25 protein-coding genes and 1 other RNA gene are annotated in these 24,045 nt (G+C 54.7%); 11 read left to right on the top strand and 15 right to left on the bottom strand.

The genetic code is table 11. The annotated features are described in order from the left end of the window. Positions 1-3 precede the first annotated feature (3 nt). The 3 genes from FOV68_RS06390 (at position 4) to ykgO (ending at position 3,728) form a co-directional block, all read left to right on the top strand. Positions 4-3,159, top strand: a complete 3,156-nt coding sequence (locus tag FOV68_RS06390) for a multidrug efflux RND transporter permease subunit AcrB (RefSeq protein WP_031592166.1) — start codon at positions 4-6, stop codon at positions 3,157-3,159. A 162-nt stretch (positions 3,160-3,321) separates the two neighbouring features. Next, a complete protein-coding gene (locus tag FOV68_RS06385) occupies positions 3,322-3,576 on the top strand; it encodes a type B 50S ribosomal protein L31 (protein ID WP_010671219.1) in 255 nt (84 codons plus the stop codon). Positions 3,577-3,587: 11 nt separating this feature from the next. Continuing rightward, on the top strand, positions 3,588-3,728 hold the full coding sequence (gene ykgO / locus FOV68_RS06380; protein WP_010255896.1) for a type B 50S ribosomal protein L36: 141 nt from the start codon (positions 3,588-3,590) through the stop codon (positions 3,726-3,728). 45 nt (positions 3,729-3,773) lie between these two features. Here ykgO and FOV68_RS06375 read toward each other — a convergent pair whose 3' ends face one another. Genes FOV68_RS06375 through FOV68_RS06365 form a run of 3 tightly spaced genes read right to left on the bottom strand, consistent with a single transcriptional unit; the run spans position 3,774 to position 6,172 of the window. Then, positions 3,774-4,652 carry a metal ABC transporter substrate-binding protein gene (locus FOV68_RS06375; RefSeq protein WP_031592168.1) on the bottom strand — a complete coding sequence of 293 codons (879 nt, stop codon included), beginning with the start codon at positions 4,650-4,652 and terminating at the stop codon, positions 3,774-3,776. Between the two features lie 15 nt (positions 4,653-4,667). After that, entirely contained in the window at positions 4,668-5,507 is an 840-nt protein-coding gene (locus FOV68_RS06370) for a metal ABC transporter permease (protein ID WP_010255890.1), read from the bottom strand. Continuing rightward, the gene (locus FOV68_RS06365; protein WP_064704851.1) at positions 5,504-6,172 is read right to left on the bottom strand and encodes a metal ABC transporter ATP-binding protein; all 669 of its coding nucleotides are present in this window, start codon (positions 6,170-6,172) and stop codon (positions 5,504-5,506) included. Before FOV68_RS06365 ends, FOV68_RS06370 begins: the two co-directional genes overlap by 4 nt. A gap of 341 nt (positions 6,173-6,513) precedes the next feature. Between FOV68_RS06365 and FOV68_RS06360 the strand changes: the two genes are divergently transcribed. The 3 genes from FOV68_RS06360 (at position 6,514) to FOV68_RS06350 (ending at position 7,632) form a co-directional block, all read left to right on the top strand. Beyond that, entirely contained in the window at positions 6,514-6,867 is a 354-nt protein-coding gene (locus tag FOV68_RS06360) for a hypothetical protein (protein ID WP_031592173.1), read from the top strand. A 147-nt stretch (positions 6,868-7,014) separates the two neighbouring features. Next, positions 7,015-7,392: an Hha toxicity modulator TomB gene (gene tomB, locus FOV68_RS06355; RefSeq protein ID WP_003850455.1), complete on the top strand. Its 378-nt coding sequence runs from the start codon at positions 7,015-7,017 to the stop codon at positions 7,390-7,392. A 24-nt stretch (positions 7,393-7,416) separates the two neighbouring features. Then, positions 7,417-7,632, top strand: a complete 216-nt coding sequence (locus FOV68_RS06350) for an HHA domain-containing protein (protein ID WP_003850458.1) — start codon at positions 7,417-7,419, stop codon at positions 7,630-7,632. Between the two features lie 134 nt (positions 7,633-7,766). Here FOV68_RS06350 and ffs read toward each other — a convergent pair. Next, positions 7,767-7,863: signal recognition particle sRNA small type (gene ffs / locus FOV68_RS06345), an RNA gene on the bottom strand. Between the two features lie 175 nt (positions 7,864-8,038). Here ffs and FOV68_RS06340 point away from each other — a divergent pair. Continuing rightward, positions 8,039-8,350 (top strand): MGMT family protein, encoded by a 312-nt coding sequence (locus FOV68_RS06340; protein WP_031592174.1) that lies wholly within the window; start codon positions 8,039-8,041, stop codon positions 8,348-8,350. A gap of 39 nt (positions 8,351-8,389) precedes the next feature. On the opposite strand, the gene FOV68_RS06335 is transcribed toward FOV68_RS06340, so the two are convergent. Next, positions 8,390-8,947, bottom strand: coding sequence for a YbaY family lipoprotein (locus FOV68_RS06335; RefSeq protein WP_010255881.1), 558 nt, complete (start codon positions 8,945-8,947; stop codon positions 8,390-8,392). Between the two features lie 190 nt (positions 8,948-9,137). Between FOV68_RS06335 and tesB the strand changes: the two genes are divergently transcribed. After that, a complete protein-coding gene (tesB, locus tag FOV68_RS06330; protein WP_010255880.1) occupies positions 9,138-10,001 on the top strand; it encodes an acyl-CoA thioesterase II in 864 nt (287 codons plus the stop codon). Between the two features lie 50 nt (positions 10,002-10,051). Here tesB and amtB read toward each other — a convergent pair whose 3' ends face one another. From amtB to FOV68_RS06305, 5 genes are all read right to left on the bottom strand, one after another. Beyond that, a complete protein-coding gene (gene amtB, locus FOV68_RS06325) occupies positions 10,052-11,338 on the bottom strand; it encodes an ammonium transporter AmtB (RefSeq protein WP_010255877.1) in 1,287 nt (428 codons plus the stop codon). A gap of 34 nt (positions 11,339-11,372) precedes the next feature. Continuing rightward, complete coding sequence (gene glnK / locus FOV68_RS06320; protein WP_003850469.1) at positions 11,373-11,711, bottom strand: P-II family nitrogen regulator; 339 nt, start codon at positions 11,709-11,711, stop codon at positions 11,373-11,375. 257 nt (positions 11,712-11,968) lie between these two features. Continuing rightward, on the bottom strand, positions 11,969-13,744 hold the full coding sequence (locus tag FOV68_RS06315) for a SmdB family multidrug efflux ABC transporter permease/ATP-binding protein (protein WP_143990505.1): 1,776 nt from the start codon (positions 13,742-13,744) through the stop codon (positions 11,969-11,971). Further along, positions 13,737-15,506: a SmdA family multidrug ABC transporter permease/ATP-binding protein gene (locus FOV68_RS06310; protein ID WP_031592176.1), complete on the bottom strand. Its 1,770-nt coding sequence runs from the start codon at positions 15,504-15,506 to the stop codon at positions 13,737-13,739. The genes FOV68_RS06315 and FOV68_RS06310 overlap by 8 nt, the downstream gene beginning before the upstream one ends. Before the next feature lie 24 nt (positions 15,507-15,530). After that, complete coding sequence (locus tag FOV68_RS06305; protein WP_031592177.1) at positions 15,531-15,992, bottom strand: Lrp/AsnC family transcriptional regulator; 462 nt, start codon at positions 15,990-15,992, stop codon at positions 15,531-15,533. Between the two features lie 117 nt (positions 15,993-16,109). Here FOV68_RS06305 and FOV68_RS06300 point away from each other — a divergent pair, with 117 nt between their 5' ends. Beyond that, positions 16,110-17,144 carry a PLP-dependent cysteine synthase family protein gene (locus tag FOV68_RS06300; protein WP_031592179.1) on the top strand — a complete coding sequence of 345 codons (1,035 nt, stop codon included), beginning with the start codon at positions 16,110-16,112 and terminating at the stop codon, positions 17,142-17,144. Between the two features lie 34 nt (positions 17,145-17,178). On the opposite strand, the gene cof is transcribed toward FOV68_RS06300, so the two are convergent. Continuing rightward, the gene (gene cof / locus FOV68_RS06295; protein WP_143990504.1) at positions 17,179-18,000 is read right to left on the bottom strand and encodes an HMP-PP phosphatase; all 822 of its coding nucleotides are present in this window, start codon (positions 17,998-18,000) and stop codon (positions 17,179-17,181) included. 92 nt (positions 18,001-18,092) lie between these two features. Between cof and FOV68_RS06290 the strand changes: the two genes are divergently transcribed. Both FOV68_RS06290 and queC read left to right on the top strand, forming a co-directional pair. Further along, complete coding sequence (locus FOV68_RS06290; RefSeq protein ID WP_143990503.1) at positions 18,093-19,811, top strand: SgrR family transcriptional regulator; 1,719 nt, start codon at positions 18,093-18,095, stop codon at positions 19,809-19,811. 41 nt (positions 19,812-19,852) lie between these two features. Beyond that, a complete protein-coding gene (gene queC / locus FOV68_RS06285) occupies positions 19,853-20,548 on the top strand; it encodes a 7-cyano-7-deazaguanine synthase QueC (RefSeq protein ID WP_143990502.1) in 696 nt (231 codons plus the stop codon). A 50-nt stretch (positions 20,549-20,598) separates the two neighbouring features. On the opposite strand, the gene FOV68_RS06280 is transcribed toward queC, so the two are convergent. The 4 genes from FOV68_RS06280 to hupB form a co-directional block, all read right to left on the bottom strand. Further along, the gene (locus tag FOV68_RS06280; protein WP_010671209.1) at positions 20,599-20,997 is read right to left on the bottom strand and encodes a YbgC/FadM family acyl-CoA thioesterase; all 399 of its coding nucleotides are present in this window, start codon (positions 20,995-20,997) and stop codon (positions 20,599-20,601) included. A 100-nt stretch (positions 20,998-21,097) separates the two neighbouring features. Next, on the bottom strand, positions 21,098-21,451 hold the full coding sequence (locus FOV68_RS06275; protein ID WP_064704598.1) for a helix-hairpin-helix domain-containing protein: 354 nt from the start codon (positions 21,449-21,451) through the stop codon (positions 21,098-21,100). Between the two features lie 140 nt (positions 21,452-21,591). Beyond that, entirely contained in the window at positions 21,592-23,460 is a 1,869-nt protein-coding gene (gene ppiD / locus FOV68_RS06270; protein ID WP_143990501.1) for a peptidylprolyl isomerase, read from the bottom strand. Positions 23,461-23,707: 247 nt separating this feature from the next. Continuing rightward, on the bottom strand, positions 23,708-23,980 hold the full coding sequence (gene hupB, locus FOV68_RS06265) for a nucleoid-associated protein HU-beta (RefSeq protein WP_009091701.1): 273 nt from the start codon (positions 23,978-23,980) through the stop codon (positions 23,708-23,710). Positions 23,981-24,045: the final 65 nt, after the last annotated feature.

Raw genomic sequence — 24,045 nt, 5'->3', positions numbered from 1 at the left:
TTCATGGCTAAGTTCTTTATCGATCGGCCCATCTTTGCGTGGGTGCTCGCCATCATCATTATGCTGGTCGGTGCGCTATCGATTCTCAAACTTCCGATTGAGCAATATCCCAATGTTGCACCGCCGGCGATTGAGATTCAGGCCACCTACCCTGGTGCAGATGCTAAAACGCTGCAGGACTCGGTGACCCAGGTCATCGAACAAAATATGAACGGCATTGATGGACTGATGTATATGTCCTCAAGCAGCGACTCATCCGGTACGCTGACCCTGACGATCTCCTTTGAGTCAGGGACAGATGCCGATATCGCGCAGGTTCAGGTGCAGAACAAACTGCAGCTGGCGACGCCGCTGTTACCGCAGGAAGTACAGCAACAGGGGATTCAGGTTAAGAAATCTTCCAGTAGCTTCCTGATGGTAGCGGGCTTCATCAGCGACGATGACAATATGACGCAGAATGATATTTCTGACTTTATTTCATCGTCCATCAAAGATCCGATCAGCCGTACCAAAGGTGTGGGTGATACCCAGGTATTTGGTGCGCAGTACGCGATGCGTATCTGGATGGATCCGCACAAGCTGAACAACTACAACCTGACGCCGGTTGATGTTATCAGCGCGCTGAATACGCAGAACACCCAGGTTGCTGCCGGTCAGTTGGGCGGTACGCCTCCGGTTCCGGGACAGCAGCTTAACGCCTCTATCATTGCGCAAACCCGTCTCACCTCTACCGATGAATTCGGCAAAATCCTGCTGAAAGTGAATGAAGATGGTTCTCAGGTTCGTCTGCGTGATGTGGCAAGGATTGAACTTGGCGCGGAAAACTACGAGATCGTTGCCCGTTATAACGGCAAGCCTGCGTCCGGTATCGGTATCAAGCTGGCCACCGGTGCGAATGCGCTGGATACCGCCAATGCGGTGAAAGAAGAACTGGCCAAATTGCAGCCGACGTTCCCGGCCGGTTTGAAAGTGGTCTATCCGTATGACACCACGCCTTTCGTTAAGATCTCGATTTTCGAAGTGGTGAAAACGCTGATTGAAGCGATCGTGCTGGTGTTCCTGGTTATGTATCTGTTTCTGCAGAACTTCCGCGCCACGCTCATTCCTACCATCGCGGTACCTGTGGTATTGCTGGGTACGTTTGCCGTTATCAGCGCTTTTGGCTATTCGATAAACACCCTGACGATGTTCGGGATGGTGCTGGCCATCGGCTTGCTGGTGGATGACGCCATCGTGGTGGTCGAGAACGTTGAGCGCGTGATGGCGGAAGAGGGATTACCGCCAAAAGAAGCGACTAAGCGTTCAATGGAGCAGATTCAGGGCGCACTGGTCGGTATCGCACTGGTGCTGGCTGCCGTATTTATTCCAATGGCGTTCTTTGGTGGTTCGACCGGTGTTATCTACCGTCAGTTCTCCATCACTATCGTTTCGGCAATGGCGCTGTCGGTGCTGGTCGCCTTTATTCTGACGCCGGCACTCTGTGCCACCATGCTGAAACCGATTAAAAAAGGCGAGCACGGTAAAACCACCGGTTTCTTCGGCTGGTTCAACCGCATGTTCGACAAAAGCACCAACCACTATGTGGATGGTGTGGGTCACATGGTTCGCAGTACGGGTCGCTATATGTTGATCTATCTGGTGATCGTGGTCGGTATGGCGTTTCTGTTTGTGCGCCTGCCCTCTTCATTCTTACCGGAAGAGGATCAGGGTCTGCTGCTGGCTCAGGCGCAGCTGCCTGCTGGTGCAACCCAGGAGCGTACGCAGAAAGTGCTGGATCAGGTGACGGATTACTTCCTGACCCAGGAGAAAGACACGGTTAAATCGGTGTTTACCGTTAACGGCTTCGGCTTTGCCGGTCGTGGACAGAACACCGGTATCGCCTTCGTCAGTCTCAAGCCGTGGGATGAGCGTACCGGCAGCGACATGAAAGTACCGGCGATTGCTGGCCGTGCCATGCAGGCGCTGGGCGCGATCAAAGATGCAATGGTCATTCCTTTCAACCTGCCAGCCATTATTGAACTGGGTAACGCGACCGGCTTCGACTTTGAGCTGATCGACCAGAATAACCTTGGCCACGATAAGCTGACGGAAGCGCGTAATCAGCTGTTCGGCATGATTGCGCAACATCCTGATACGCTGGTTGGCGTCCGTCCCAACGGAATGGAAGATACGCCGCAGTACAAGCTGACGATCGATCAGGAGAAAGCACAGGCGCTGGGCGTATCACTGAGTGATATCAACACCACGCTGGCGGCTTCCTGGGGCGGTTCCTACGTCAATGACTTCATTGACCGCGGTCGCGTGAAGAAAGTTTACGTCATGGGTAAAGCGGACGCCCGCATGCTGCCGGACGACATTGGTAAATGGTACGTGCGCAACAGCAGCGGAACCATGGTGCCCTTCTCTGCCTTCTCATCAGCGAAATGGCAATATGGTTCACCGCGTCTTGAGCGTTACAACGGTCTGCCTGCGATGGAAATCCTGGGACAGGCTGCGCCAGGCAAAAGCTCGGGTGCGGCAATGGACCTGATGGAAGAGCTGGCGGCGAAACTGCCTGCCGGTATCGGCTATGACTGGACCGGCATGTCCTATCAGGAACGCCTGTCAGGCAACCAAGCCCCTGCGCTCTATGCCATCTCACTGATTGTGGTCTTCCTGTGTCTCGCCGCACTGTACGAGAGCTGGTCGATTCCATTCTCGGTTATGCTGGTTGTCCCACTCGGGGTCATTGGTGCACTGATCTTTACCACCCTGCGTGGCCTGAGTAATGACGTCTACTTCGTAGTGGGGTTACTGACAACCATCGGCCTCTCCACCAAGAACGCCATCCTTATCGTCGAATTTGCTAAAGATTTGATGGATAAAGAAGGTAAAGGGCTGATTGAAGCTGCGCTGGAAGCGTGCCGTATGCGTCTGCGTCCTATCCTGATGACGTCACTAGCGTTTATTCTCGGGGTACTGCCGCTGGCGATCAGTACCGGGGCCGGTTCCGGTTCGCAAAACGCCGTAGGTACCGGTGTTATCGGTGGTATGGTCACCGCGACCATACTGGCGATCTTCTTCGTTCCTGTGTTCTTTGTGGTGGTACGCCGCCGCTTTGGCAAGAAAAAAGAAGAATCAGCGAACAGTCATCCGGTTGAGCATAACCAGACTCACTAAGCTGTAAATCATCTGAGGCCGCGCAAGCGGCCTTTTTTTATGCCTGCGATTCTGCCCTTCTCATTTCCTGTTCCCTTGCTTTTCCTGTCTCACGGACAGTTGCAATCCTGGCCTGTGCATCGCATAATATTGTTATAGTATAACATTATATGGGTGTGCATTATGAAAGCGAATATTCATCCTCACTATCGTCACGTGGTCTTCCATGACACATCGGCTGACGTCTGGTTCAAAATCGGATCAACCATCAAAACCGATCGCACCGTGGAGTTCGAAGGCGAAACGCTGCCCTACGTCACCCTGGATGTGTCGTCTGCCTCACATGTGTTCTACACCGGCAAACAGAAAGATTTTGCCAAAGAGGGCAGCACAGCACGCTTTAACCAGCGTTTCGGGCGTTTTCTTGGAAAGAAATAGAGGAGAGGATCATGCAGGTATTAAGCTCGCTGCGTTCAGCAAAAAATCGCCATCGGGATTGTAAAGTGGTCCGCCGCAAAGGCCGTATTTACGTTATCTGTAAATCGAACCCGCGGTTTAAAGCAGTACAGGGAAGAAAGAAAAAACGCTAGTTTGTGTCGTGATGACTGGCCGGGCTTGCCCGGCCTTTTTTATGCTTAGTGCATGCTCTTCAGCATCGCATTCACGTTGTGTTTAAAAGCCGCCTGATAGCTGGCTGCCGGGCCAGAGGCCGTGGATAACGCTTCCGGATAGAGCTCACCACCCGGCTCAGCCCCGGTGGCGCTGGCAATCTGTTTTACCAGCCGCGGGTCGGTCTGGTTCTCGATGAAATAGCGGTTGATGTGCTGCTGCTTCAGCTGGGTGATTAAGTTACCCACGTTGCTGGCACTCGCTTCCGCCTCAGTAGAGAACCCTACCGGCGCCAGGAAAGTCACGCCATATCGCTGTCCAAAGTAACCAAAGGCATCGTGACTGGTCAGCACTTTACGCTTATCGGCTGGCACAGCGTCAAAGGCAGTTTTTGCCCAGCGATCCAGCGCCTGCAGCTGCTGAATGTAATTCTGTCCACGCTGGCGGATAGCCGGAGCGTCTTCAGGATCGGCTTTGACCAGCGCATTCATCACGTTGGTCGCGTAGATAACGCCGTTCTGCATGCTGTTCCAGGCGTGAGGATCGGTAACGGTTTTACCCTCTTCCTCCATGCTGCGGGTGGTGACACCAGTTGAGGCGACAATCGGCTGACCGCGATACCCTGAGGCGCTGACCAGCCGATCCATCCACCCTTCCAGTCCCAGTCCGCTGACAAACACCAGATCGGCCTTCGCCAGCGCCTGACTGTCCTGCGGTGTCGGTTCAAATGTATGAGGATCGCCATTCGGCCCCACCAGGCTTTTAACCTTTACATGATCGCCGCCGACCTGTTTAACGATGTCAGCCAGCACGGTAAAGCTGGCCACGACATCCACCGTTTTGGCCATCGCCAGAGGCGTGGCAAACAGCGCAGCGAGTGCCACGCTAACCGGTAATTTTTTCATAGATACCCCTTAAGATTAATGGCGGCGTAAAATTCCGCCGCACGGCCCTGTAAGAATGGAGAAAAAAAACAGCATGGCGGCGCTCAGCACCACAGCGGGACCTGCAGGCAATGAGAAGTGCCAGGAGAGCATCAGCCCGGCCAGCGCCGAAATCATTGCCATGAAAATGGCGATAACCAGCATCGCGGCGAGATGGCGACTCCAGAAGCGGGCGCTGGCGGCGGGCAACATCATTAAACCCACCGACATCAGGGTGCCCAGCACCTGAAAACCCGCCACCAGATTCAGCACCACCAGCATTAAAAACAGACCATGCACCAGTGGTGCGCTCCATTTTCCCTGCGCACGCAGAAAGTCGCCGTCAAATGCATCAATGACCAGCGGACGATAGATCACCGCGAGCAGAATCAGCGTAAAGGCAGCGATGCCGCCTACCAGCAACAGCGCTGCGTTGTCTACCGCCAGCAACGAGCCAAACAGAACGTGCAGCAGATCCACGCTTGAGCCGCGTAATGAAACCAGCGTGACGCCCAGCGCCAGTGAACCCAGATAGAACCCGGCGAAACTGGCATCCTCTTTCAGCGGCGTGTAGCGACTGACCGCGCCAGAGAGCAGCGCCACGGCTAAACCGGCGATCAGGCCGCCGACACCCATCGCGACCAGTGACAATCCGGAGATCAGATAGCCAATGGCGGCACCGGGCAGCACCGCGTGTGATAAGGCATCGCCAATCAGGCTCATACGTCGCAGGGAGAGAAAGACCCCGAGCGGCGTGGCGCTGACAGCCAGCGCCAGGCAGGCCACCAGCGCGCGTCGCATAAAACCAAACTCAATAAAGGGTTGAATAAGAGTCACGGCGCACGACTCCGCAGAGAGGAAGCAGGCAGGCAGGTGCAGTTAACCTCACGTTCATCCATCGACATCACGTTACTGAAGTAGCGCGCCACCAGCGGACGATCGTGCAGCACCACCAGCAGGGTTGTTCCGGCCTGCTGTTGCTGCTCAAGGATCGACATCAGTAACGTCACCGTCTGGCTGTCAATACCGTTAAAAGGCTCATCCAGAAGCCAGAGCTGGCTGCGCTGCAGCATCAGCCGCGCAAACAATACCCGCTGCAGTTGTCCGCCGGATAACGTTGCGGGCTGCGCATCCGCATAATCACTCATCTGAACCGCTTCCAGCGCCTGCCAGATCTCCCGACGCAGTATCCGGTTAATGCCGCCGAACCAGCCGCAGCGTGGCCAGCAGCCAATAGAGACCAGTTCAAATACCGTCAGGGGAAAGCGGGTCTCAAGTTCGGTGCGCTGCGGCAACCAGCCGATATCCCGACGTGCAACCTGCAGCTCATAGCGCCCGGCTATCGGTGGCAGTAAGCCAGCAATGGTTTTCAACAGGGTTGATTTGCCGCTACCGTTCGCGCCGACCAGCGCGGTCATTGAGCCTGCTGCGAGCTGGCCGGTAATGGCCGGGGTCACAACCTGTCCCTGGTAGCCCGCGCGAAGCGCGTTAAACAGGATCATGCGCTAATCCCCCATTTTATTGCCACGGCAAGCAGCGTGATAAATAGCAGTGCTACTCCCAGCCGCCCGCCCAGTGACATAAGTAGTCCACTCTGCCGCATCACTTCACCATAATGTTATAACATAACAGTGAAGATACCTGATGTTGCTCTCCGTTGAATGTGGGATTGTGTATCAAAAGATAAATAACACCTGTACGCACTGGCAGACCCGCGCTGGCGGTAAGGGCCGCGACCGCGTCTGGCTAAACTCAGAAACTGAGAGTTTTGTGCTCAACTGGCTTGCAAACCAGTTGCAGAAAACCAATGATAGGTTTATTAACGGTTATAAGTGGATCAGATATGCTGTCACGCATTGAATGTGATATTGCCGCGGGTGAATCGGACTGCGCAAAAATAGCAGAGATTGTTCAGCGGAATATTCTCAAAATAACCGATTTGCTGGTAGGGGATTTACGCTGGTACTCACACAATGCCCGATTAGTTCCAGGCAGTTTAAAAATTATTTCGGTTGAATACCAGGATCTGAATAGTTTTAAATTACTTTACGATTTTGACTGGAATTTATTTAGTCCCTGCCTGGATCTAAATGAAACCGTGACGCAGTCAGAACAGGTAAACTTTCACATTAAGCCCGGTGCACTTGAGTTTGATGTGATCGACAATGAGCAACCCTCCCCTGGCGATGAATTGTAATATTTAGTAATGGAGGTGAGCAGAACTAATGGTTTTACACTATCTTTAAGACATCCCGTTTAATAACTGCCCGAATAATCGCTTCCTGGCCGCGTGATCTTCTCTCGCCGCCCTGCGGCAACTGTGCTAGCTATGGAGGGGAAAAAGATGGACGAATACTCACCGAAACGGCATGATATTGCCCAGCTTAAATACCTTTGTGAGAGTCTGTTTGACGACAGCATGGCAACATTAACCGACAGCCATCATGGCTGGGTTAATGATCCCACTTCTGAAAGCAATCTACAGCTTAACGATTTGATTGAGCATATCGCCTCTTTCACCATGAATTACAAAATTAAGCACGTTGAAGATGAAGCGCTGATTTCGCAAATCGATGAATATCTTGATGATACTTTTATGCTATTCAGCAATTATGGTGTCAATAGTCCGGATCTTCAGCGGTGGCAACGTTCAGCAAAACGCTTATTTAATCTGTTCACTGAAGAGTGCGCTTTTCTCCAGCAACCGAGCCATTCATTATAGTAAAGACATGAGAACGGTTTATTTATGAACAAAACCCTGACTAAAACCGATTATTTGATGCGACTGCGGCGCTGCCGCTCTCTTGATACCCTGGAAAGGGTGATTGAAAAAAATAAGTATGAATTACCGGAAGATGAATTAGCGGTATTTTACTCAGCGGCTGACCATCGCCTGGCGGAACTGACGATGAACAAGCTCTACGATAAAGTCCCGGGTTCAGTATGGAAATTTGTCCGTTAATCTGATCGCTTACTGCTCAGTTTTACCCCAATAAAGTACCGGATAATCCTGCCTGCCGGCAAAGGATCGGCCCAGGCGGGTTTTGCCTGTCTGCAGCTTAGGGGGAGAATATCGAAGGGAGAAAGTGGTGGGGGCCCTGCCAGCTACATCCCGGCACACGCGTCACCTGCTACGGCTGCTTCCTTCCGGATCTGACCGAGTTCACAAGCTAGCATTGCGGGAGAACCAACAGGGCCCCCATTGACAAGCCCTCTTTACGAGAGCGGGGGCATTATCTGGGAAGGAGGTGGCAATTGCAAGCGTAGTCGGGACAACCGTTGTTTTCTTGAACAACCGCCGCTTTTACGCTTTCTCCGCCTTTTCCCCGTGCTAAAGTTAAAACCCTTTTTCCTGATGAAATAAGTACATGAATCAGCCAGACACTTTCCAGCAACGCATCTGGCAAATTGTTGCCGCTATTCCGGCTGGCCGCGTCACCACCTATGGCGATGTGGCGCTACTGGCCGGTTCTCCGCGCGCGGCGCGTCAGGTTGGTGGCGTGCTGAGTCGCTTACCCGAGGGCACTACCCTTCCCTGGCATCGCGTCGTAAACCGACACGGCACAATTTCTCTTCAGGGTGACCGTCTGTTGCGGCAGCGGGATGCACTGGAAGCGGAAGGTATAGAGGTGAGTGATGACGGACAGCTCGATCTCGAGGCTTATCGCTGGCGATTTTAGACAGGGAAAAAAGGGCGACAATGTCGCCCCGAAAAGAGATTACAGACGGGTTGGAGCAGGAACCGCAGCAGACGGCGTCACCTGCGTCGGTGAGGTCGAAGGAACGGTGGTCGCTGCGCCCGGCTGGGTTGGCATCGCCATAGACGGAACCGGTACCAGCAGCAGCTCTGCTTTGGTGCCACCCTGGTTAATCACCGGCTTCACGCCTTCAGTGATAAAGGCCAGCTTACCGTCGATTGAGATAGCTGCGCTTAACAGAATGCGTGCATCAGGCTTGATGTCGGCTGGGTTAAACGGCAGCACGAACTGGAACGGTGCCTGTTTGCCTTCGGTACGCACTACACGCTGCGACAGCACTTTTGAGGGTGCATCGGCGACGGACGCATCAGAGAGCGTCACGGTTAATACCGCATCCGGCGGCAGCGCAATGCGCTGGCGGATAAAGACTGAACCACTTACGTTAGGCTGCGCAATCGCCGCAGTCTGTCCTGCAACCGCAGACCCCAGAGTTGGCGTTGGCACGGGTTTACTCTTGTCGGCGCATCCTACAACAGCAACCGCCATAACTACTCCACTGAACACATGCCTGAGTTTCATTGATGTCGTCTCCATTTGATCAAAATGATTGTCGGCAGCGAATCCTGCTTACAGCGCTTCACTCGCCGTATGTCCTTAATGTTGGCACAAAAATGAAATTTTGCCTGGCACCGACAATCCAGAAAGTCTGATTGACGTCAACTGGTCCGATCTTTCACACTGAGCAGGTCACTATATTGAGGAACGCGCCATGAGTCAGGCACTGCAAAATCTGCTGAATTTATTAAATCTGGAAAAACTGGAAGAGGGTTTATATCGCGGCCAGAGCGAAGATATTGGCCTTCGTCAGGTGTTTGGCGGTCAGGTGGTGGGTCAGGCGCTGTACGCCGCAAAGCAAACCGTGGCGGAAGATCGCATTATTCACTCTTTTCACAGCTATTTTTTGCGGCCCGGCGATAGTCAGAAAGCGATTATTTATGATGTTGAAACGCTGCGTGATGGCAAAAGTTTCAGCGCACGTAGGGTCAGTGCCATTCAGAATGGGCAGCCGATTTTTTATATGACCGCCTCGTTCCAGTCACCGGAAAGCGGCTTTGAACATCAGAATCCGATGCCGCAGGTGGCGGGGCCAGAGAATCTGTTAACTGAACAGGCGATGGCGCAGAAAATGGCGCATCTGCTGCCAGAAAAGCTACGTGAAAAATTTATTGCTGAACGTCCGCTGGAGATCCGCCCGGTACAGATTCACAATCCTCTCCGGGGCCATGTGGATAAGCCGGAACGCCAGGTCTGGATCCGTGCCACCGGCCCACTGCCCGACGATTTACGTATCCATCAATATCTGCTCGGCTATGCTTCCGATCTCAATTTCCTGCCGGTCGCGCTCCAGCCGCACGGTAAAGGCTTTTTAGAGCCGGACATGCAGGTCGCCACTATCGACCACTCAATGTGGTTCCACCGCCCGTTCGACTTCAGTGAATGGCTGCTCTACAGCGTGGTCAGTACTTCGGCGTCAGGCGCACGGGGTTTTGTCCGGGGCGAGTTCTACAATCAGCAGGGCGTGCTGGTGGCCTCAACGGTTCAGGAAGGAGTGATGCGTCAGCGCAGCGAATAAAAAAAGGGGGCGATTGCTCGCCCCCGGTTGATCTTTTCACTGCCCATCCATTACTGGTTGTAAGCATTCTCGCCGTGGCTGTTTACATCCAGACCTTCACGCTCATGCTCTTCCGGAACGCGCAGACCGACAATCAAATCAGCCAGCTTGAAGCCGATGAAGGCGACAACGCCCGACCAGACGATAGTCAGGCCCACGCTGAAGAGCTGTACCCAGACCTGATGGCCCATGGTGACACCTTCTGCGTAGCCTACGCCGCCCAGTGAAGAGGAGGCAAACACGCCAGTCAGGATACAGCCGACAATGCCGCACACGCCATGCACGCCGAACACATCGCAGGGATCATCCACGCGCAGCCATTTTTTCAGGGTGGTCACGCCCCACAGTCCCGCCAGTCCGCCAACCAGGCCGATGATTAATGCACCGCCAACGCCGACATAACCACAGGCAGGCGTAATCGCTACCAATCCAGCAATAAAGCCTGAACAGGCACCCAGCAGCGAAGGCTTACCACGTACCGCCCACTCGCCAAAGGTCCATGACAACACGGCGCCCGCTGTGGCGACAACGGTGTTGAGGAAGGCCAGCGCCGCGATTTCGTTTGCTGCAGAAGCAGAACCGGCGTTGAAGCCGAACCAGCCGACATACAGAATGGCGGTACCGGTGAATACCATGGGCAGGTTGTGTGGTTTGAAGGCCTCTTTACCAAAGCCGGCACGTTTGCCCACCAGATAAGCGCCCACCAGACCGGCAACAGCGGCGTTAATATGCACCACGGTGCCGCCAGCAAAGTCCAGCGCGCCATCCTGTGCCAGGAAACCGCCAGCCCACACCATGTGCGCGATAGGCAGGTAAGCCAGGGTCAGCCAGACGCCGACAAAAATCAGTACGGCAGAGAAACGGATGCGTTCTGCGATAGCACCGACAATCAGGCCCACCGTGATACAGGCAAACGAGGCCTGGAACGCGACGTGAATATATTGATAAAAGCTGCCCATGACGGCGGTCAGCTGAATGTTTTTCAGCATCACCCAGTTAAAGCTGCCAAAGAATGCGTTGCCTTCACTGAACGCCAGTGAATAGCCGTAAACCATCCACAATACGCAGACCAGTGAGAAGGTGACGGCAACCTGGGTCAGCATCGACAGCACGTTTTTACCGCGAATCAAACCACCGTAAAACAGCGCGATACCTGGAATTGACATAAACAGCACCAGCGCGGTGCAAATCATCATAAATGCGTTATCAGCCTTGTCCGCAACGGCAGGCGCAGCCATCGCGAGTGAGGGTAACAGTGCCAGGCTGGTGAGGCCCAACTTAGCGAAAATTTTATTCATTTTTATTCCATCCCATCACAGTACTGAGTCTTTATTACAGAGCGGCTTCGTCGGTCTCGCCGGTACGAATACGGATGACGCGCTGCAGTTCAGCTACGAAAATTTTACCGTCGCCAATTTTGCCGGTGTAAGCCGCTTTACTGATGACATCCACCACTTCGTCTAACTGATCGTCGGCAATAGCGATATCAATTTTGACCTTAGGCAGGAAGTTCACGCTGTACTCTGCGCCACGATAAAGCTCTGCATGGCCCTTCTGACGGCCAAAACCTTTCACTTCGGAGACGGTCAGTCCCTGAATGCCGATAGAGGATAAAGCTTCACGTACATCCTCCAGCTTGAATGGCTTAATTACGACGGTAACCAGCTTCATTGGATCCCCTCCAGCGAGTAAATAGGTAACGTTTACGGACACGCAGGGATATAAGCAAAGCCTGTGCCAGAGTGTGAAAATGACGGTAATCCATTGTTCAGGCGAGACGCGGCAAGGGATGCTTTAAAGAGGATGGGAAACAGAGAGGCCGTACAGGGGAAATTGCAGCGGAGGACTGCACTCCTTTGGTGCTTCAGGCGTCAAAGGAGTGCATTTATACAGATTAATCTGATAAAGGTGCGCAAAAAAGGTGCAAGTCAGCCTTCAGTTGTTACAGCGACGCCCGATACCAGATCTTCACCTGCCTGCTGCAGCTGATACATCTGCCAGTAACGTCCCTGCATCGCCAGCAGTTGCTGATGCGTACCCTGCTCAACCACACGACCACGATGCAGCACCAGAATCTTGTCTGCTTCAATAATCGTTGAGAGGCGGTGAGCAATCACCACCAGCGTGCTGTGCTGGCGCAGCGTCTCTAGCGTCTGCTGAATAGCCTGCTCGGTGCCGGAGTCGATATTGGCCGTCGCTTCGTCGAGGATCAGTATCTGCGGCAGATCAACCAGCACCCGAGCCAGTGCCAGCAGCTGCTTCTGCCCGACCGACAGATTGTTGCCCTGTTCGCCCAGCCGGGTATGAATCCCCTCCGGCAACGCATGTGCCAGCGGAGCCAGCTGCACCTGTTCCAGCACCGTCCAGACGGCCTCTTCGCTGATGTCGCGTCCCAGCCGCACATTCGCCAGCAGCGTATCAGCCAGCACCACCGGATCCTGTTGCACCATCGCAATACCGCGCCGTAGCACGGCATGGCTCAGGTCGCTGATGGGTCGATCATCAATGCGGATCTCGCCGCGCGTCACCGGGTAGTAACCCATTAACAGGTTCGCCAGCGTGCTTTTACCGCTGCCGGTATGTCCCACCAGCGCCACAAACTCGCGTGGGGCAACCTCAAGGTTGATATCACTGAGCACATCGCGGTTTTCACGGTAGGCAAAGCTCAGATTGTTCAGGGTGATACGACCTGAAGCCAGCGGTTGTTGATCGGCCCCATACTGCTGCTGTGCAGCATCCATCAGTTCGAAAATACGTTCACCTGAAACCACTGCCTGCTGCAGCATCGATTGCTGAGTGGTCAGCTCAATCAGCGGCTCATTCAGACGCCCCAGATAGGTAATAAAGGCATAGAGTACCCCCACTTCAAACACGCCAGGCATCGAGAAACTAAACAGGATTAGCAGCCCGCACAACACCATCGCTGAAAACAGGCTCAACAGCGGACGCAGCAGAAAGCCATCCAGACGCAGCGTTTCCATTCGCGCCAGATAGTGAGAGCGACTCGCTTCGCCCATTCGCTCACCAAATCGCGCCTGCTGACGAAATTGCTGGATCACGCTCATGCCGCTGATGACTTCGTTAAAGCCATTATTGATGTCTGCCAGATAGCTGCGAACCCGACGGGCAATGGGCGTGCTGTAACGCTGATAGATGAACATCACCACCAGTACCAGCGGGAAGATCATCATCGCCACCAGCGCCATGCGCCAGTCAAGGCTGAACATCGCCACCATCATGGCGCCGACCAGTGCGGCACTGCGCAACACGGTTGAAACCACCGTGACGTAGAGATCGCGGATCACTTCGGTGTCGTTAGTCACGCGTGAAATAATCTGCCCGACCGGCTGGGTATCAAAGGCACTCAGCGGCTGACAGAGTGCGGCATTCATCACGTCACTGCGTAACCGCTGTACCACGCCGATAGCGGCTCGGTTAAACAACAGCGCCTGCCAGTAGTGCAGCCCGGCGGCCAGCAGCTGAAGCAGGATAAAACTGACCACCAGTCCGGCGACCACTCCCCAGGGCATATGATGTTTCGCCACCAGGTTGTCGATAAAATAGCTGACCAGAACCGGTCCGGTCACTTCCGCCGCGGCAGCGATCCACAGCATCCCTACCGCCAGTGACAGGGATTTACGCCACGGCTTACCGTAGCTCAGCAGACGCTTCAGGGTAGGCCACAAGCGTGCAGACTTAGCCATGCGGCACTCCTTTCTCATTTTCATCATCATCCAGCGCCGCTTCCAGTTGCTGGTAACGGTACATGTCCCGATACCAGCCAGCCCTGCCGGTCAGCGCGTCGTGGTCACCCCGCTGCGCTACTCTGCCCTGCTGCAGGACCAGGATTTCACTGGCTTCCGTCAGTGCCGATAAGCGGTGCGCGCTGATAATCAGCGTGCGTCCCTGCCCCCAGATGCGCAGGTTATGCAGGATTTCGTGTTCGGTACGACCATCCACCGCAGAAAGCGCGTCGTCCAGAATCAGGATTTCCGCATTCAGCAGCAGCGCCCGGGCAATCGAAAGACGCTGCTTCTGTCCACCCGACAGCATCACACCACGCTCCCCGACTTCCGTTTCATAGCCCTGCGGCAGACGCAGGATATCGTCATGAACGCAGGCCAGCGTGGCGGCATGCTCAATCTCCTGCTGAGTTGCGCCCGGTTTCCCCAGCGCAATATTGTTCGCCACGCTGTCTGAGAACAGAAACGGTGTCTGGCTGACCACGGCCAGACGGCTGCGCCAGCTGTCCAGCCGCAACTGCGGCAGCGGGATCTGGTGATAACGGATGTCGCCCTGCTGAATATCAAAGTGGCGCTGAATCAGGCTAAGCAGCGTACTTTTGCCACTGCCGGTTGGCCCGCACAGCCCCAGCATCTCACCGGGTTTCAGCTGGAAGCTGACATCGCTTAAGACTGGACCCACGCTGGCCGGATAGTGGAAGGCGCGAATCGCGACCTGCAGCGTGCCCGGTTCAGATGGCAGTGACTTATCGCCATCTTCCACCGCTGGTGCTTCCGCCAGCAGCGCGCCGATGCGGCTCCAGGCGGCGCTGCCGCGTTCAACAATATTAAACATCCATGCCAGCGCCAGCATCGGCCAGATCATCAGGCCGAGATACATCACAAAGCTGGTGAGCTGCCCCAGCGTCATCTCTCCATGCCAGACCAGCCAGCTGCCGCCACCAATCGCCAGCAGGTTTGAGAAGCCGATAGCGATATAGATAGTGGGATCGAAACGGGCATCGACCCGCGCCACGCGCAGGTTTTTTTCACCGGTGTCGCGGGCAATATCGGAAAATTGCTGCGACTGATGCTGTTCAAGGCCAAAAGATTTAATCATCCGGATGCTGGTCAGGCTCTCCTGCGTCTGATCGTTGAGGCTGGAGAAGGCGGCCTGTGCCAGCTTAAAGCGATGGTGCAGTTGATTACCGTAGCGATGGATCACGATGGCCATAATGGGCATCGGCACCAGCGCAAGCAGCGTCAGCTGCCAGCTGATCTGCGTGCTCATTACCAGCAGCACCACGCAGCCCATGACCAGCGAGTCGACCAGCGTCAGAACCCCTTCCCCGGCAGCAAACACTACCCGATCCACGTCGTTGGTGGCGCGCGCAATCAGGTCGCCGGTGCGGTGACGCAGATAAAATGCCGGTTGCTGACGACTCAGCTGGCGATAGAAATCTTCGCGCAACTCAACCGCCAGCTGGTAGGAGGCACCAAACAGCAGCACGCGCCAGACATAGCGCAGCAGATAGACCACCACCGCCGTTGCCAGCATGATCCCAATCCACATCATGATGCGGCTGGTGCTCATGTTGTCACGCGTCACGCCATCGACAATCACCCCGACCACATGCGGTGGCAGCAGCTGCAGAATAGCAATAACAATCAGCAGGAGGACCGCGCCCAGATAGCGCCGCCACTCCCGCAGAAAATACCAACTTAATTGACTGAATAATCGCACAACGCTGCTCTCAATCTCAGGCCCTCAGGGGGCGACAGGTAAAGCCGTGGTGTATTTAATCTCTTCCATGGCGAAGCTGGATGTCACATCAATCAGGCCGGGAACCCCATTCACTACTCGCTTGTAGAAAGCATCATAGCTTTTCATGTCGGCCACCTGAATGCGCAGCAGGTAATCATACTCGCCTGCCATACGGTAAAAGGCCATTACCTCCGGCATGCTGCTCACCACCGAGACAAATGCCTGATACCAGTCGCGGCTGTGCTGCTGCGTTTTAACAAACATAAACGCCGTCAGTGACAGTCCGATTTTATCTCCATCCAGCAGCGCCACCCGTGCGCGAATAATGCCATCATCTTCAAGCTTTTTCAGGCGCTTCCAGCAGGGTGTGGTGGTGAGGTTGACGGCATCCGCCAGCGCCTGCAGCGACAGCGTGCAGTCATGCTGCAGCAGTGAGAGCAATTTAAGGTCAGTTTTATCTAACATTCGCGGCTCCGGGAGAATCATTTTCTCCATTACCGCCATTTTAGCGGTAATTGTGCAATCTCTTTTTCCTGCACGTGCCATAAAATAGCCGCATCACTTTTTTACCGGACACCTGAGATGCACACCTGCTGGATTCGCCACGCTATCAACGAAATTAACGCTGATTTTCAACGATCGGCTGAGACCCATTTGATCCGTTTCGATCTGGCGGACTTTCCCGGTATCTGGTTCTATCTGAAAGATGAAAGTACCCATCCCAGTGGCAGTCTCAAACACCGGCTGGCACGCTCCCTGTTCCTCTACGGCCTCTCCAACGGCTGGATTAAACAGGATACGCCGATTATCGAAGCCTCGTCAGGCAGCACTGCCGTTTCTGAGGCGTACTTCGCAAGGCTGCTGGGTCTGCCCTTTATTGCGGTGATGCCAGCGAGCACAGCGAAGCGTAAAATTGAGCAGATCACTTTTTATGGCGGACAGTGCCATTTTGTTGAAGATCCCTGCCAGCTCTATGCTGAATCTGAACGGCTGGCGCGGGAGCTCAATGGCCATTTTATGGATCAGTTTACCTATGCTGAACGTGCCACCGACTGGCGCGGCAATAACAATATTGCAGAGAGCATTTTCCGTCAGATGGAGCATGAGCCTTATCCGATTCCCCATACGATAATCATGAGTGCGGGCACGGGCGGCACCTCAGCCACGCTGGGCCGCTATATCCGTTATCAGGGACTGGAAACGAAACTGCTGGTGGTTGATCCGCAGCATTCGGTGTTTTTTGATTACTGGCAGCAGCGTAATGCCACCCTGACCAGCGCGCGCGGCAGCATGATCGAAGGAATTGGCCGTCCGCGAGTGGAGCCGTCGTTTATGCCTGACGTGATCGACGAAATGATCAAAGTGCCGGATGGTGCAACGCTGGCAGCCATGCTGAAACTGGAAAAGATTCTGGGACGCAAGCCTGGCGCCTCTACCGGCACCAATTTCTGGGGCATGATGCAGGTGGCAAAACGCTTACGGGCAGCGAATCACCAGGGAGCACTGGTGACACTGCTGTGCGACAGCGGCGAACGTTATCCTGATAGCTACTATCAGCCTGAATGGGTGGCAAAGCATATTGGCGATATCACGCCGTGGCAACGCGAGCTGGAATAAAAAACCGGACATCCTGTCCGGTTCACGGCAATCCTCAGCATTCGGGGGAATACGCGAGGTCGGGTGTTGCCAGCCAGTGATTTAAATAGTGAGACACCGCCTGTGTCTCGCAATGCCCTAATACCGGCAGATGCGGTAGTGCGGCTTTCAGCTGCGCCATCGCATTGCCCATAATGAAACCCTGTCCGGCCTGCGCCAGCATCTCGCGATCGTTCATCGAATCACCAAACGCCATACACTCCGCCATGGTCAGCGACAGATGGTCACATAACAGTGCCAGCGCGCTGCCTTTATTGCAGCTGGCGGGCAATACCTCCAGACAATCCACGGCAGAGAAGCAGATATTAGCCTGCTCGCCCAGTGCGGCATCCAGCTCTGTTTTTAGCTGACAGAGGCGCTGATGCTGATCGATAAAGCAGATTTTTGTCACCTGATGCGCGGGCAACCTTTTAAGATCGCACAGCTGATAGCCAAATCCGCTGATCTGATGGGCCACCAGCAGTTCAGGCTGTGGGTGATCGGTAAACCACCCCTGATCGTTGAAAACATGCATGGTGGCGGGCGTATCCCAGCGGCGGTGGATCACCTCTTCGGCGACCGCAGAGGGCAGATCACGCGCAAAGAGCAGATTGCCCTGCCTGTCGTGTACACGAGTGCCATTACCGGTAATCAGCCACGCGGGCAGTGTCATTTTTTCCCGTAAGATCTGCATCTCCAGCAGATGGCGGCCCGTCGCCAGCGCCAGATTAATGCCACGCAGATGCAACGCCTGCAGGCTATCCAGCGTCTGTTGACCCAGCTGATGATCCGGCAGTAATAATGTGCCATCCATATCGAACGCGGCTAAACGCACCATGATTTACCTCCTGCTGAAAGATGAACTCCACTATTGCCTGTTAATTGCGGAACTAATAGTGAATACTTTTAAAAAACTGTTCCGGGTTTAAAATGCGCCAGCTTAACCGCCTTAATCAGTTTCAGCGTCTGTGGCAGCAGAGCCAGGGCGCCCCACAGCAAACCTGCGTGGCGGAGATGGCCCGCCACTGTATCTGCAGCGAGCGTCATCTGCGCACGTTGCTGTCACAGTGGCAGCATGCAGGCTGGCTCAGCTGGCGCGGCGAGCCAGGCCGTGGCAAACAGGGACAGATAGTGTTTCTGCGCTCACCTGAACAATTACGGCAGCAGTTGCTGCAACAACAGCTCGACGCCGGAGACGCAGCTGAGGCCTTGCAGCTGCTGGATCTGCCGCCGGAAAGATTGATCAATATGCTGCGGCCATTAATGGGTGGACAGTGGCAGAACGATACGCCAGTTCTGCGCATCCCCTACTATCGCCCGATGGAGAGCACCGAGCCGCGCCAGATTACCGGTCGGGCCGAACAGCACCTGGCCCGCCAGATCTATTCCGGTCTGACCCGTTTTGAGCAGGATGAGCCGGTCGGCGATCTGGCGCATCACTGGCAACACGACGAGGCGTCATCTGGCTGGTTATTCTGGTTACGGCCTCAGCTGATGTGGCACAACGACGAGCCTCTGCAGGCGGCACAACTGGTGGCGCAGTTCCGCCAGCTGTTGCGGGATACGCGCGTCAGTATGTTACTGGCCGATGTGCTCAGCGTGGATGCGCCCCATCCGCTTGCGGTGCGTTTCGTACTGCGACGCCCTGATTTCTGGCTGCCCCATCGGCTCGCCCACCTGTTGTGCCTGCTGCCCCATCCCATCGATCCCGCCACGGGCAGCGGGCCATGGAAACTCAGGCACTTCAGCGCCGAGCTGGTCAGGATTGAAAGTCACGCGCGCTGGCATCTGCAGCGTCCTCTGCTGCAGGCGGTGGAGTACTGGATTACTCCTCAGCTGTTTGATCCCGCTCTCGGCAGCAGCTGTCGTCATCCGGTGCAGATTGCGATAGGGGATGCCACAGAGCTCAGGACGCTGCAACCGGTCAGTAGCAGTATCAGCCTCGGCTTCTGTTATCTGGTCTGCCGACCACGAGCCGGATTTACCCCTGATCAGGCGCGCACGCTTTTCCAGCTAATCCAGCAAAGCGGCATTGTCAGCCGGTTGCCTCTGGATGAGGGACTCATCACTCCCAGTAAAGAGCTGTTACCTGGCTGGAGTGTGCCGCTGATTGATGCTGTCACGGTTCCCTTACCGGCAACCCTGACGCTGCATTATCAGTTGCCGGTTGAGCTGCATCAGATGTCACAGGCGCTGGTTGCACTGTTAAAACAGCACGGCTGCACCCTGAAGGTGGTTTTTCATCCGGTAAAAAACTGGCACGGCATCGACCCGCTTGATGAGGCGGATATCGTGATGGGCGACAGACTGATTGGTGATGCGCCGGTCTTTACGCTGGCCAGCTGGTTGCAGACTGACCCGCTATGGCGGCCGCTGTGGCCCACACTGCAGGGCGAAGAGATTCTGGCGCAACTGCTGGCTATCCAGCAAATTGCTGACGACGAAACCCGTGCCCGCTCGCTGCATCAGCTTTATCATCAGCTGATGACGGGCGGCATCCTGCTGCCACTGTTCAATTATCGCTATCAAATCTACGCGCCGCCGGGCGTTGAAGGGATTGAACTGAATACGCTGGGCTGGTTCGATTTCAGCCGCGCATGGATTCCGCCGCCCATTGATCCGCCATGCAGCTGTTCAGCGGCGGACTGAGGCATTACCATAAGTGCAAAATTAATTATCAGGAAAACACCATGAAACGCGCTGTTGTAGTTTTCAGCGGTGGACAAGACTCCACTACCTGCCTGATTCAGGCCTTAGAGCAATATGATGATGTTCATTGCATCACTTTCGACTATGGACAACGCCATCGGGAAGAGATCGATGTGGCCCGCGACCTGGCGATTAAACTGGGCGCACGTGCGCACAAAGTGCTGGATGTCACCATGCTGAACGAACTCGCCGTCAGCAGCCTGACGCGGGATAACATTCCGGTGCCGGCTTATAATCCCGAGGCCAGTGGATTACCCAGTACGTTTGTGCCGGGACGCAATATTCTCTTTCTGACGCTGGCCTCGGTTTACGCTTATCAGGTCGAAGCGGAAGCGGTGATCACTGGCGTCTGTGAGACCGATTTCTCCGGCTATCCCGATTGTCGCGATGAGTTTGTCAAAGCGCTGAACCATGCGGTGTCGCTTGGCATGGCGCGCGATGTTCGTTTTGAGACGCCGCTGATGTGGCTCAATAAAGCGGAAACCTGGGCGCTGGCGGATTACTGGCAGCAGCTTGCGCTGGTACGCGAGCAGACGCTGACCTGCTATAACGGCGTAAAAGGTGACGGATGTGGTGAGTGTGCAGCCTGTCATTTACGGGCCAATGGCCTGCAGGGTTATCTCAACGATCGTGCTGGCGTAATGGCAGCAATGAAAGCAAAAAGCGGTCTTAACTAAGACTGTCTGACGTGGCGGCAGAGAATCTGGTTTGCCGCCTTTTTATCGGCTCATGCCATCAGACGCATCAGTCGCTCGCGTAACTCCCCTTCCAGCGCAACCGCCTTCTGAGTCCGCAAATCAATACAGACAAAAGTGAGTGCGGCATCCGCCACCACGGTCTCCTGACCTGCCAGTAAAACCCGCTGCGCAATAATGCCGCTTTTGCCATTCAACTGCGTGATCTCACTGTCGATAGTCAGTACGTCGCCCAGCACGGCCGGGCGACGGTAGTTGATGTTGATGTTTACCACCACAAAAGCCAGTTTCTGTTCCTGCAACCAGTGGAATGCTTCCACCTCTTCCAGCCACTCCCAGCGCGCCTCCTCCAGAAACTCAAGATAGCGCGCATTATTGACGTGCTGATAGACATCCAGATGATAGCCGCGCACTTTTATGGTGGTCTGCATGGTCATGCTCTCCTGCTGCTGTGAATTAACTGGTTGGACCTGTTCACTTTAGCAGAGTCGCCTGTCTATCGTGGGTTAAGCATCACAGATGTGTACTGCTTCACAATTTCAGCCGGGCCGCATTTCGCTCTATCAGCGCATTGCCGATTCCCGGCACTTCACTGAGTTGCTGAATCGCGCTAAACGGTCCGTACTGTTCGCGATAGCTCACAATCGCCTGCGCCTTTTTCAGCCCCACCCCATTCATAACGGCAGAGAGCTGTTCGGCTGTCGCTTCATTGATGCTGACCTGCTCCTGCTGTGGCTGCGCGGCGGCTTCCGGCTTCGACGCAGGGTGTGAGCTCTGCGTGACGGTTGCGCTGACAGGTTCAGGTGCCGCAGAGACGCTGCTGTGACAGAGTGCGCCGCCCAGCGCAAGTGAAAGATAGAAGGCAACGAGTTTAGGTTTAGCCATGCTGTGTTTCTCCTTGTGTGTAAACAGCAGCGACAGAGTGGCACTACTGCATGCAAGGCTCAAAAGCGGGATTTCAGAAATGGAAAAGGCCGCGAATGCGGCCTTTGATTGTTACAGTCGTTGCGCAGTTTCTGCGAGGCTTACTGCATTTGTGCGGCAGCGCCGTACTTAATTTTGGCCTCTTTACGCAGGTTTTGCAGTAACGCTTCAAACGCCAGTTGCGCATTATTCTGCGTGACGCCTTTGACCATTTCGTCAATCTGCGCCTGCGGCATGCTGCCGGTTTTAACTTTATCTACCGCCACCAGTACCACATTGCCCTGCATATCTTCGCTGACACCCCAGGAAGGTTTATTTTCCGCAGGCTGAGGCAGGTTAAAGGCAGTCTGTGCCACCGGATCCTGCGCATTGCGATCAACGGTCTTGCTGGCGCTCAGCGTCAGACCTGCTGCAGTCAGCGCATCCTGCTTACCGGCTTTGAGATCGGCCAGCAGCTTATCGGCCTGAGCTTTCGCCTGCTGCGTCGCTTTATCATGCTTAAGCGTGTCAGTGATCTGCGCCTTAACCTGCTCAAGCGGTTTTACCGCTTCCGGTTTATGCTCACTGATACGCAGCACAAAGGCACGGTCGCCATCGACAGTGATGATATCGGAGTTGTTGCCCGGCGCGCCATTTTGCCCGACCAGACCGCCATTAAAGATCGCCTGCTTCACCGCATCAAAGTTAAGCTCATCTGGCAGCGTATCCTGACTGAACCAGCCAGTCTCTTTCGCTTTCAGACCAGAAGCCTGCTCTGCACCCGCCAGTGACTCATTGTCATTGCTGGCCGCTTCGCTGACTTTCTGTTGCACTTTGTAGAAGGCATCAACGCCCTTCTCCTGCTTCACTTTCGCTGCAATGGCGCTGCGCACTTCATCCAGTGGCTTAACCTGCTCTGGCTGAATATCGTCAAGACGAACCACCAGGAAGCCCACTGAAGATTTGATGACGCCTGACATCTGGCCTTTCTCAGTCAGACCGGCATTTTTCAGTTCATCCGGAGTCGTAGAGGGCTCAAGCCAGCCCATATCGCCGCCCTTACGCGCAGAGATCGGGTCAATGGATTTGGCTTTTGCCACGTCAGCGAAGCTGGCACCTGCTTTCAGCTGCGCCAGAACCGCATTGGCATCGGCTTCAGTTTTGGTCTGAATGACGCTGTAGCGCGTACGCTGCGGCTGTGAATAGTCCGCTTTATGCTGGTCGTACCAGGCCTGAATATCGGCCTCGCTGGCATCCTGCTGCATGCTGGCCGCATCCATCAGGAGGTAGCTGACACGGAACTGCTCTGGTGCCATAAAACTGGTTTTATGTTGCTGATAATACTGGCTGATTTCGTCGTCAGTAACGGCCTGTTTCGCCGCCAGTGCCTTGACGTCCAGCGTCGCCTGACGAATCTCACGCTGCTGTGAAACCAGGTCCACCAGTTTGCTGGCCTCGCCTTTCAGCGTGAAGTCGGTGTTAGCCACGGCATTGATCAGCTGTTGATTAGAGAGCTGCTTACGCAGCGCTTCGGCATACTGGTCGGCACTGAAGCCCATATTGCTGATCAGACTCAGATATTTGGCATTGTCGAATTTACCGTTGGTCTGAAAAGCCGGCTGATTGAAGATAGCCTGCTTCACCTGATCGTCGCTGATGCTGAGGTGGAGATCTTTGATGTAGCTATCAAGCAGCGCCTGATCGATTAACTGTGACAGCGCCTGCTGGCGAATCTGCTGCATGTAGCCATCGTTGCTGGCCAGCTGAGAGAACTGATCGCCCAGCATCTGCTGCTGACGACTGCGCTCGCTGTTAAACGCCTGCTCCAGCTGTCCCCGGCTAATCTCCTGGCCGTTAACTTTGGCCGCATAGTCGTTATTGCCGCCAATCAGATAGTTGCCAACGCCCGTCAGCACAAAGGAGAGGATAATCAGCCCCAAAATAATCTTGAGCACGACATGGTTCGACGCCGCGCGTAAATTGTCCATCATGGTATGGCAACACTCCGCTGTAGTGTGAATGTAAAGCTCGGTCGCAATTCGCCATTGGCTGGCGACTCACGCAACTGCTGGCTTAGCTGGCAGTCTCAATCCGGTCCAGGTCCATCTTACGGCCCGATTCTCACCGGTTAAAACAAAAAAGGCACATCTGATTGATGTGCCCGTATGTTACATGAGAACGGGTTAATCGTCCTCTAATCCACTGAAGAAAATGCGTCAATGAATCTATTCGTTGTTATTAATTGACAGCGTCTTTCAATGCTTTACCAGCACGGAAGCCTGGCACTTTACCGGCCGGGATGGTGATCTCTTTACCGGTTTGCGGGTTGCGGCCGGTACGTGCAGCGCGGTCACGCACAGAGAATGTGCCGAAACCTACCAGAGCCACTTCATCACCGTCTTTCAGCGCATCTGAAACTGAGCCCATAAATGCATCTAAAACACGTCCCGCTGCAGCTTTAGAAATATCAGCATCGGCAGCAATTTTGTCGATCAATTGTGACTTATTCACTCTCTTCATCCCCTCTTTTATTATTTCACATCGTACCCTGCATCCGGCAGGGTGCGAACGCGCAG

It is taken from the genome of Pantoea sp. paga, assembly GCF_007558755.1.
In the GTDB taxonomy this organism is placed as follows: Bacteria; Pseudomonadota; Gammaproteobacteria; order Enterobacterales; family Enterobacteriaceae; genus Pantoea; species Pantoea agglomerans.
Note: the sequence above shows the minus strand (reverse complement) of the source record. Positions and strands in the feature narration are given on the sequence as shown.

Coding starts and splice junctions, on each gene's coding strand:
- FOV68_RS06390 (WP_031592166.1), top strand. CDS start 4: ATGGCTAAGTTCTTTATCGATCGGCCCATCTTTGCGTGGGTGCTCGCC.
- FOV68_RS06385 (WP_010671219.1), top strand. CDS start 3,322: ATGAAAGCGAATATTCATCCTCACTATCGTCACGTGGTCTTCCATGAC.
- ykgO (WP_010255896.1), top strand. CDS start 3,588: ATGCAGGTATTAAGCTCGCTGCGTTCAGCAAAAAATCGCCATCGGGAT.
- FOV68_RS06375 (WP_031592168.1), bottom strand. CDS start 4,652: ATGAAAAAATTACCGGTTAGCGTGGCACTCGCTGCGCTGTTTGCCACG.
- FOV68_RS06365 (WP_064704851.1), bottom strand. CDS start 6,172: ATGATCCTGTTTAACGCGCTTCGCGCGGGCTACCAGGGACAGGTTGTG.
- FOV68_RS06360 (WP_031592173.1), top strand. CDS start 6,514: ATGCTGTCACGCATTGAATGTGATATTGCCGCGGGTGAATCGGACTGC.
- tomB (WP_003850455.1), top strand. CDS start 7,015: ATGGACGAATACTCACCGAAACGGCATGATATTGCCCAGCTTAAATAC.
- FOV68_RS06350 (WP_003850458.1), top strand. CDS start 7,417: ATGAACAAAACCCTGACTAAAACCGATTATTTGATGCGACTGCGGCGC.
- FOV68_RS06340 (WP_031592174.1), top strand. CDS start 8,039: ATGAATCAGCCAGACACTTTCCAGCAACGCATCTGGCAAATTGTTGCC.
- FOV68_RS06335 (WP_010255881.1), bottom strand. CDS start 8,947: ATGAAACTCAGGCATGTGTTCAGTGGAGTAGTTATGGCGGTTGCTGTT.
- tesB (WP_010255880.1), top strand. CDS start 9,138: ATGAGTCAGGCACTGCAAAATCTGCTGAATTTATTAAATCTGGAAAAA.
- amtB (WP_010255877.1), bottom strand. CDS start 11,338: ATGAATAAAATTTTCGCTAAGTTGGGCCTCACCAGCCTGGCACTGTTA.
- glnK (WP_003850469.1), bottom strand. CDS start 11,711: ATGAAGCTGGTTACCGTCGTAATTAAGCCATTCAAGCTGGAGGATGTA.
- FOV68_RS06315 (WP_143990505.1), bottom strand. CDS start 13,744: ATGGCTAAGTCTGCACGCTTGTGGCCTACCCTGAAGCGTCTGCTGAGC.
- FOV68_RS06305 (WP_031592177.1), bottom strand. CDS start 15,992: ATGTTAGATAAAACTGACCTTAAATTGCTCTCACTGCTGCAGCATGAC.
- FOV68_RS06300 (WP_031592179.1), top strand. CDS start 16,110: ATGCACACCTGCTGGATTCGCCACGCTATCAACGAAATTAACGCTGAT.
- cof (WP_143990504.1), bottom strand. CDS start 18,000: ATGGTGCGTTTAGCCGCGTTCGATATGGATGGCACATTATTACTGCCG.
- FOV68_RS06290 (WP_143990503.1), top strand. CDS start 18,093: ATGCGCCAGCTTAACCGCCTTAATCAGTTTCAGCGTCTGTGGCAGCAG.
- queC (WP_143990502.1), top strand. CDS start 19,853: ATGAAACGCGCTGTTGTAGTTTTCAGCGGTGGACAAGACTCCACTACC.
- FOV68_RS06280 (WP_010671209.1), bottom strand. CDS start 20,997: ATGCAGACCACCATAAAAGTGCGCGGCTATCATCTGGATGTCTATCAG.
- FOV68_RS06275 (WP_064704598.1), bottom strand. CDS start 21,451: ATGGCTAAACCTAAACTCGTTGCCTTCTATCTTTCACTTGCGCTGGGC.
- ppiD (WP_143990501.1), bottom strand. CDS start 23,460: ATGATGGACAATTTACGCGCGGCGTCGAACCATGTCGTGCTCAAGATT.